This window comes from Mycobacterium sp. (assembly GCF_035499775.1).
Taxonomy (GTDB): Bacteria; Actinomycetota; Actinomycetes; order Mycobacteriales; family Mycobacteriaceae; genus Mycobacterium.
On the sequence record NZ_DATJYB010000524.1, the window covers coordinates 1 to 7,996 of the forward strand.

Sequence of the window (7,996 nt, forward strand, 5' to 3'; positions counted from 1 at the left end):
GTCGCCCGGGCCGAGGGCGCCCGGCTGCCCGACGACGTTGTCGACGGGTTCGCCGACCTGTTTCGCCACGCAACGCAGGACATGGGCACCTCGATACTGGCCGACCGGGACCACCACCGCCGGATGGACTGGGACATCCGCAACGGGGTGATCATCCGCAAGGCCCGCGCCCACGGCCTGGCCACACCGATCAGCGATGTCGTGGTGCCACTGCTGGCCGCGGCCAGCGACGGTCCCGGCTAGGCCTGAATTGCCCGGCTCTCCCCCGCAAGCGGGTGGTACCCCCACCTCCCGCGGCTTCGCCGCACGCATCGTCGCCGAGCTAGGTTAAGTAACCATGTTCCCCTGCGAGCGCGTCGACTTGAGCTTCACCGACGAAGCGCCACATGTGTTCCGCAACAGTGTTGACCTCGCCGTCACGCCCGAGCAGCTGTTCGAGGTGCTCGCCGACGCCGAGTCCTGGCCGCGCTGGGCGAGTGCGATCACCAAGGTGACCTGGACCAGTCCCGAGCCGCGCGGTGTCGGTACCACCCGCACCGTCGAAATGCGCGGCGGAATCGTCGGGAACGAAGAGTTCCTGGCCTGGGAACCCTTCACCCGCGTGGCATTCCGGTTCAACGAATGCTCGACGCGATCGGTCGCCGCGTTTGCCGAGGATTACCGGGTCGAGGTCATTCCGGGCGGCTGCCGGCTGACCTGGACCATGGCGCAGAAACCCGCCGGCCCGGCGCGGCTGGCGATGTTTGTCGTTGCGCCGCTGCTGAACCTGGTCCTGCGCCGGTTCCTGAAGAACCTGCGCAGCTACACCGATGACCGGTTCGCCGCAACGGCGTTAGGCTGATTCGACCGACCACATTTCGGGAGAGTGCAATGACCTTCAACGAAGGTATGCAGATCGACACCAGCACCGCGTCGTCCTCCGGCGGCGGGGGCGGGATGATCGCCCTCGGCGGCGGCCTCGGTGGGCTGTTGATCGTGCTGGTGGCGATGTTCCTCGGGGTCGATCCCGGTCGCCTGAACCAGCAGCAGGACGCCGGCTACTCGGCGCCCGGATTCGACCTGAACAAGTGCAAGACCGGCGCCGACGCCAACAAATACGTGCAGTGCCGCGTGGTGGCCACCGGCAACTCGGTGGACGCGGTATGGCACCAGCAGATGCCCAAGCTGGGGCGCAACTACACCCGCCCGCATGTGCGGCTCTTCAGCGGCCAGGTGAACACCGGGTGCGGTTCGGCCACCAGCGCGGTGGGGCCGTTCTACTGCCCGGTGGACCAGACGGCCTACTTCGACACCGACTTCTTCCAGGAGCTGGTCGACAAATTCGGTTCCAGCGGTGGACCGTTCGCGCAGGAGTACGTGGTGGCCCACGAATATGGCCACCACGTGCAGAACCTGTTGCACGTGCTGGGCCGCGCGCAGCAGGGCGCGCAGGGCGCCGGGGGCAACGGCGTGCGCACCGAGCTGCAGGCCGACTGCTACGCCGGAATCTGGGCGCACTACGCGTCGACGACCAAGCAGGACAGCACCGGCGTGCCGTACCTGGAGCCGTTGACCGACAAGGACATCCAGGACGCTCTGTCGGCCGCCGCGTCCGTCGGCGACGACCGGATTCAGCAGGAGACGACCGGCCGTACCAATCCCGAGTCCTGGACCCACGGCTCATCGGAGCAGCGCACGCACTGGTTCACGGTCGGCTATCAGACCGGCGATCCGAAGCAGTGCGACACCTTCAGCACCAACAACCTCGGCTAACAATCAGCCTTCAGCAGGCCCTGCAACTCAGCGCGCCCGTGCTCGTCGAGCGGCAGCAGCGGCGCCCGCGGGTCCCCGGCCGGGAAGCCGAGCAGATCCAGCCCGGCCTGCACCGTGGTGGCCAGTCCGCCCGCGACGATGAACTCCAGCAGCGGCTTGAGGTCGTCGTAAATAACCCGCGCCTTGTCGAGATCGCCGCCGCGCACCGCGTCGTAGAGGTCGATGCAGCGTTGAGGCCGCAGGTTGGGCGCGGCCGTGCACCATCCTGAGGCGCCGGCGATCAGCGCGTCGAGCACCAGCGGGTTGGTGCCGTTGTAGAAGGGCAGCTTGCCGCCGGAAAGTTCGGCGATGCGCTGCATCCGGGACAGGTCACACCGGTGGATTCCTTGACCATGGTGACGTTGTCGATCGTGTCGAACATGCTGACCAGCAGCTCGGGCCGCATGTCCACACCGCTGGTGGCCGGGTTGTTGTAGGCCATGATCGAAATGCCGATGGCCTCGCCGATGCTGCGGTAGTGCTGGACGATCTCACGTTCGGTGAGCTTCCAGTAGGACACGGGTAGCACCATCACCGCGTCGGCGCCGGCCCGCTGCGCATGCCGGGCGCGCCGAATGGTCTTGGCGGTGGTCACATCCGACACCCCGACCACGATCGGCAGCCGACCGTTCACGGTGGCGATCGCGGTGTCGACCACGTGTCGAACTCGGCCTCTTCCAGGTAGGCCAGTTCGCCGGTGCTGCCGAGCGGGCTATCGCGTGCACCCCGGAGGCGACCAGCCGGTCGATCAGCGCGGCCAGACGCTTGGTGTCGATCGTGTCGTGGGCGGCGAACGGGGTCACCGGGTACGCAAGTATGCCTTGAAACAAGGCGCGCTCCTTGAATTCAGTTGACGGCTAACGGCTTAACTGGTGAGCGCGTCCGGGTGGCGGGCCAGGGCGCGACGGGCGTAGTAGGCGAAGTTGGCCCGGCTGCGCGCGGGCGTCAATGTCCAGTCGTGAGCCTCTTTGGCCAGCTCCGCCGGGAGTTCCTTAACGGTGCCGGCGGCCATGGCGGCCAGCTGTAGTTTTGCGGCGCGCTCGATCAGGATCGCCAGCGAGCAGGCTTCCTCGACGCTGGCGCCGGTCACCAGTTGGCCGTGGTGCGCCAGCAGCACCGCCTTCTTGTCACCGAGCACGGCGCTGATGATCTCCCCCTCCTCGTTGCCGACCGGAACGCCCGGCCAGTTCGGCAGGAATGCGCAGTCGTCGTAGAGCGGCGTGGTGTCCATGTGCGAGACGATCAGCGGAACTTCCAACATCGACAGCGCCGCGACGTGGAAGGCGTGGGTATGCACGATGCATTGCACGTCGGGCCGTGCGCGGTAGATCCAGCTGTGAAAACGATTGGCGGGGTTGGCCATCCCGTCACCGTCGAGGACGTTGAGGTCCTCGTCGACCAGCAGCAGGTTGTCGTCGGTGATCTCGTCGAACCCGAGACCCAGCCGCTGGGTGTAGTAGGTGCCGTCGGCTTCGGCGCGGGCGGTGATCTGACCTGCCAACCCCGAGTCGTGCCCGGCGTCGAACAGGACGCGGCAGGTCAGCGCGACCTTCTGCCGCGTGGTCAACTGCGACTCGATCTGTTCGGCGTCCAGCCGCTTCTGGGCGCGCTGCATCAATTCGGTCTTCGAATCGGTGAAGGTGCTGGCCATATGACACAATGTAGCAGTTAGGAAACTTTGTGTCATAGGAGCTTCGTGACAGCACTGCTACGCGCGGTCCGCCAACAACGCGGCCTGACGTTGGAGGCCCTCGCCCGACAGACCGGCCTGACCAAGAGCTACCTGTCCAAGATCGAGCGCGGGCAGAACACACCGTCGATCGCGGTGGCCCTGAAGGTCGCGCGCACACTCGACGTGGATGTCGGGCGACTGTTCTCCGACGAGGCGGCTGACGAGAAGATCACCGTCGACCGGGCCGGCTCGGCCGCCGGGCGCTACCGCGCGCTGGCTTCGGCGCTGCTCGGAAAGTCCATGTCGCCGTTCGTGGTTCGCCCGACGGGTGAGCCGTCGGACGATCCGCATGCCGAGCACGCGGGTCAGGAGTTCGTGTTCGTTCACGCCGGGACTGTCGAGCTCGAATACGCGGACCGGACCATCACGCTGGGCACCGGCGACAGCGCCTACTTCGACGCCTCACTCCCCCACAAGATCCGGGGAGTCGGCAGGCGGCGCGCCGAAGTCGTCCTGGTCGCGTGCCGGTGACCGAGTTGTTGACGCGATTAGTTACCAGGGCCGCGTCGAGCACGTGACGCCGGTGGTGGCGGTTTGTTGCGTGACCACCTGGCCGTCCACCGCGATCTCGCAGTGCAGCTCAGGCGTGGCCCCCGAGCCGCAGTCAGGCCAGTGGCACCCGCCACTAGCGGCGACATACGCCCACTGGTTGGGGTTCGCCAACGTGGCCGTGTACACCAGCGGCTGCCCGGCGGTGAACGCGGTCTGCACGGTGTTCATGAACTGCCCGGAGTTGGCATTGAAGGCCGCCTGGCTGGGCGGATCGGTGTTCATGTACCGGACATTGCCGGTGAGGTTGCCGGTGCTGGTGATCGTGTAGGTCACCTGATGGCCGGCGGGGTCCGCCAGGGCGGCCGCGGGCATGAATGCGACTCCGGCGCCTACCAGAGCCGCGGCAAACGTTGCCGCCGCAACCCTGCAGGTCACTTTCTGCACGTGGGTCATATCGAAAACGCTACCGGATTCGTTACTGAGGATTCGGGCATCGGTGGCCACACGTCGGCTCGCTCAGGTATGAAGCATGAGTGAGCGACGATCCATCCCCATCGGGCATCGGTCGTCGCCGACTGTTGACGACGGGCACCGCGGTGCTTGCCGGCGCGGGGATCGGGGGCGGTGCCACGTTCTTGTGGTCTCATCGGCGCGGGCCCGCTGTCTGGTACCAGCCCGACCGAAGCGGCGCGCCGCCGGTGGCCGGCCTGCATCTGCAATTCGGCAAGAACGCCGCCACCGAGGTGGTGGTGTCATGGCACACCACCGAGGCCGTCGGCAATCCGCGAGTCATGCTGGGTACGCCGACTGCGGGCTTCGGGCGCACCGTGGCGGCCGAAACCCGAACGTACCGGGACGCCAAGTCCAACACCGAGGTCCGCGTCAACCACGCCAGGCTGACAAACCTGACACCCGACACCGAGTACGTATACGCCGCGGTGCACGACGGCGCGAACCCCGAGCCGGGCACGGTTCGAACGGCGCCGTCAGGACGAAAACCGCTGCGCTTCACAAGTTTCGGAGATCAGGGTACGCCGACGCTGGGCAAGTTGGTCGGCGACAAATACGTCACCGACAACGTCGGTACGCCCTCGGCCGGGGATACCACGCTGGCGATCGAACGGCTGGGCCCGCTGTTCAATCTGGTCAACGGCGACCTCTGCTACGCCAACATGGCACAGGACCGAATCCGCACCTGGTCGGATTGGTTCGAGTGGAACAGCCGCTCGGCCCGCTACCGGCCCTGGATGCCCGCGGCGGGCAACCACGAGAACGAATTGGGCAATGGGCCAATCGGTTACGGCGCCTACCAGGCGTACTTCGCGGTGCCGGATTCGGGGTCCAGTCCGCAGCTGCGTGGGCTGTGGTACTCGTTCACCGCCGGATCGGTGCGGGTGGTCAGCCTGAACAACGATGACGTGGCCCTGCAGGACGGCGGCAACTCCTACGTGCACGGCTACTCGGGCGGGGAGCAAAGGCGTTGGCTTGAAGGCGAACTCGCTGCGGCGCGACGTGACCAGGACGTCGACTGGGTGGTGGTTTGCATGCACCAGACGGCGATTTCCACCGCCGACCGGTTCAACGGCGCCGACCTGGGGATCCGCCAGCAGTGGCTGCCTTTGTTCGACCAGTACGGGGTGGACCTGGTGGTGTGCGGCCACGAGCACCACTACGAACGGTCGCATCCGGTACGCGGAACCCTGGGCACCGATACCTTGACACCGAAGCCCGTTCAGACCCGCAGCGACGTCATCGACACCACCCGCGGGACCGTGCACATGGTCATCGGCGGCGGCGGCACATCGCTGCCGTCCAACACGTTGCTGTTTCCGCAGCCCCGCTGCCGCGTGTTGATGGGTGTCGGCGAATACGACCCCTCCATCAAGGCCAAGGCACCGATCTACGTGATCGAGGACGCGCCGTGGTCGGCGTTTCGCGACCGCGAAAACCCTTATGGTTTCACCGCTTTCGATGTGGACCCGGGCCGACCCGGCGGCAATACCTCAATCAAGGCGACGCATTACACGCTGAACGGATTGTTCGGTGCGGTGACCGTCGTGGACGAGTTCACCTTGACCAAGCCCCGCGGCGGCTAGAACAGCGTCTGCTGCTCGGGCTGCGGCATTGCCGGGATTATCGAAGCCTCGACAGCCGGCGACGACGGGCGATGCTCACCGCCTAGCCGATACTTCGCGATCAGGGGCGCGGCCCGTCCGCGCAGCCTTTCGCGGTAGCTCGGCGGCAGATAGGCGCCGCGCCGGTACAGCTCGCGGTACTTCGCGACCAGTTCGGGATGCGCGCGGCCCAGCCAGGACATGAACCAGCCGCGCGTCGAGCCGCGCAGATGCAGGCCGAACACCGTTACGCCGGTGGCACCGGCGGCCGCGATCTGGCCGAGCAGCCGGTCGAGCTGCTCGGTGGAGTCGGACAGATACGGCAGCACTGGGGCGACCATCACGTGACAGTCCAGGCCGGAATCCCGGATCGCGGTGATGAGCCGCAGCCGCGCCTGCGGTGTCGGGGTCCCCGGCTCCACGTCGCGGTGCAGCTCCGCGTCGCCGACCGCCAGTGACACCGCCACAGACACCGGAACCTGCCCCGCCGCATCGGCGATCAGCGGCAGGTCGCGCCGCAGCAGCGTGCCCTTGGTCAGAATCGACAGCGGCGTGCCCGATCCGGCGAGTGCGCCGATGATGCCCGGCATCAGGGCATAACGCCCCTCGGCGCGCTGGTAGGGATCGGTGTTGGTGCCCAGCGCGACGGTCTCGTGCCGCCACGACGGCCGGCGCAGTTCGCGGCCCAGCACCTCGGCGACGTTGGTCTTCACCACCACCTGGGTGTCGAAGTCGTTGCCGCAGTCGAAGTCCAGGTATTCGTGGGTGGGGCGCGCGAAACAATAGCGACAGCCGTGCGAGCAGCCCCGGTAGCCGTTGACCGTGTACCGGAACGGCAGGGCGGCGGCGTTGGGCACCTTGTTCAGCGCGGACTTGCACAGCACCTCGTGGAAGGTGATGCCGTCAAAATGCGGCACGCGCACACTGCGGACGAAGCCGATCCGCTGCAGCCCCGGCAGCGCTCCGTCGTCGACGGGCGTCCCGTTGACCGCGACGGCTTGACCGGCCCAACGCATACCTCTATTCGAACAATAGTTCGATATGGAGTCAAGGGCGGTTCGGCGGCTAAGGTCTCGCCATGGGAGCGACCGAAGATTCGAGGGCGCTCATGTGGCGCATCACCGACGAGATCTGGAACAACGGCCGGCTGGAGCTGATCGACGAGCTGATCGCCGAGGACCTGGTCGATCACGTCGAACTCGTCGGCTTGGAGGGCGACGGCCGCGCGCGGTATCGAGCGAGTGTCGAACTCACCCGCGCAGCCTTCCCCGACTATCAGAATCCGCTCGATCTGGTGCTGGCCGATGGTGACTATGCCGTTTCCTACGGCCGCTCCACCGGAACCCATCGGGGCGAGTACCTCGGAATACCGCCGACCGGACGGTCTTTCGACGTGCCGACGTGGGGCATTCTGCGCTTTGCCGATGGCCAGGCCGTCGAACGATGGGGCCTGGCGGACAACCTTGCGATGATCCAGCAGCTCGGCTTGATGGGGTAGCCGAGGCGTGGCGCTGCCTGCTTTGGTTCTCGTGCACGGCGGTGGCCTCGCCGCGGATTCTTGGGAGCTCACTGTCGACGCAATTCGCCAGTTGGCGCCGGAGTTGACCGTGCTCGCGGTCGACCTGCCTGGCCGCCGCGGCAAGCCCGGCGACCTGCATACGCTCACGGTCGCCGACTGCGTGCAATCGGTCGTCGACGACATCGAGCGCGCTGGGTTAGACGACATCGTTCTTGTCGGCCATTCGCTGGCCGGACTGATCGTCCCCGGCGTAGTCACCCAGCTCGGATCGTCGAGGGTGCGCGAGCTGGTCCTCGCGACAGCGTTCGTCCCTCCCGAGGGCAAGTCACTCGCGGACTCGCTGACCGG

The 7,996-nt window shown here is 66.8% G+C and carries 10 protein-coding genes and 1 pseudogene; 7 read left to right on the forward strand and 4 right to left on the reverse strand.

Annotated elements, in window-relative coordinates; genetic code table 11:
• The 3 genes from VML93_RS32165 to ypfJ form a co-directional block, all read left to right on the forward strand.
• Window positions 1-243: ketopantoate reductase C-terminal domain-containing protein (locus VML93_RS32165; RefSeq protein WP_325616901.1), on the forward strand; the 243-nt coding region annotated here is incomplete at its 5' end.
• A 94-nt stretch (window positions 244-337) separates the two neighbouring features.
• Window positions 338-841 carry an SRPBCC family protein gene (locus VML93_RS32170; protein ID WP_325616903.1) on the forward strand — a complete coding sequence of 168 codons (504 nt, stop codon included), beginning with the start codon at window positions 338-340 and terminating at the stop codon, window positions 839-841.
• A gap of 29 nt (window positions 842-870) precedes the next feature.
• Window positions 871-1,752, forward strand: a complete 882-nt coding sequence (gene ypfJ, locus VML93_RS32175) for a KPN_02809 family neutral zinc metallopeptidase (RefSeq protein ID WP_325616905.1) — start codon at window positions 871-873, stop codon at window positions 1,750-1,752.
• Here ypfJ and VML93_RS32180 read toward each other — a convergent pair.
• Window positions 1,749-2,621, reverse strand: a pseudogene (locus VML93_RS32180) (dihydrodipicolinate synthase family protein). The gene ypfJ and the pseudogene VML93_RS32180 overlap by 4 nt on opposite strands.
• A gap of 35 nt (window positions 2,622-2,656) precedes the next feature.
• A complete protein-coding gene (locus tag VML93_RS32185) occupies window positions 2,657-3,442 on the reverse strand; it encodes an aldolase (RefSeq protein ID WP_325616907.1) in 786 nt (261 codons plus the stop codon).
• Window positions 3,443-3,487: 45 nt separating this feature from the next.
• Between VML93_RS32185 and VML93_RS32190 the strand changes: the two genes are divergently transcribed.
• Window positions 3,488-3,994 carry a helix-turn-helix domain-containing protein gene (locus VML93_RS32190; protein WP_325616909.1) on the forward strand — a complete coding sequence of 169 codons (507 nt, stop codon included), beginning with the start codon at window positions 3,488-3,490 and terminating at the stop codon, window positions 3,992-3,994.
• Between the two features lie 21 nt (window positions 3,995-4,015).
• On the opposite strand, the gene VML93_RS32195 is transcribed toward VML93_RS32190, so the two are convergent.
• Window positions 4,016-4,468: a hypothetical protein gene (locus VML93_RS32195; RefSeq protein WP_325616911.1), complete on the reverse strand. Its 453-nt coding sequence runs from the start codon at window positions 4,466-4,468 to the stop codon at window positions 4,016-4,018.
• 80 nt (window positions 4,469-4,548) lie between these two features.
• Between VML93_RS32195 and VML93_RS32200 the strand changes: the two genes are divergently transcribed.
• Window positions 4,549-6,111, forward strand: coding sequence for a metallophosphoesterase family protein (locus VML93_RS32200; RefSeq protein ID WP_325616913.1), 1,563 nt, complete (start codon window positions 4,549-4,551; stop codon window positions 6,109-6,111).
• On the opposite strand, the gene VML93_RS32205 is transcribed toward VML93_RS32200, so the two are convergent.
• Complete coding sequence (locus VML93_RS32205) at window positions 6,108-7,145, reverse strand: Rv2578c family radical SAM protein (RefSeq protein ID WP_325616915.1); 1,038 nt, start codon at window positions 7,143-7,145, stop codon at window positions 6,108-6,110. The two genes, VML93_RS32200 and VML93_RS32205, sit on opposite strands and share 4 nt — an antisense overlap.
• A gap of 62 nt (window positions 7,146-7,207) precedes the next feature.
• Between VML93_RS32205 and VML93_RS32210 the strand changes: the two genes are divergently transcribed.
• Both VML93_RS32210 and VML93_RS32215 read left to right on the forward strand, forming a co-directional pair.
• On the forward strand, window positions 7,208-7,627 hold the full coding sequence (locus VML93_RS32210) for an ester cyclase (protein ID WP_325616917.1): 420 nt from the start codon (window positions 7,208-7,210) through the stop codon (window positions 7,625-7,627).
• A gap of 7 nt (window positions 7,628-7,634) precedes the next feature.
• A partial coding sequence (locus VML93_RS32215) for an alpha/beta fold hydrolase (protein WP_325616918.1) occupies window positions 7,635-7,996 on the forward strand: 362 nt, incomplete at its 3' end.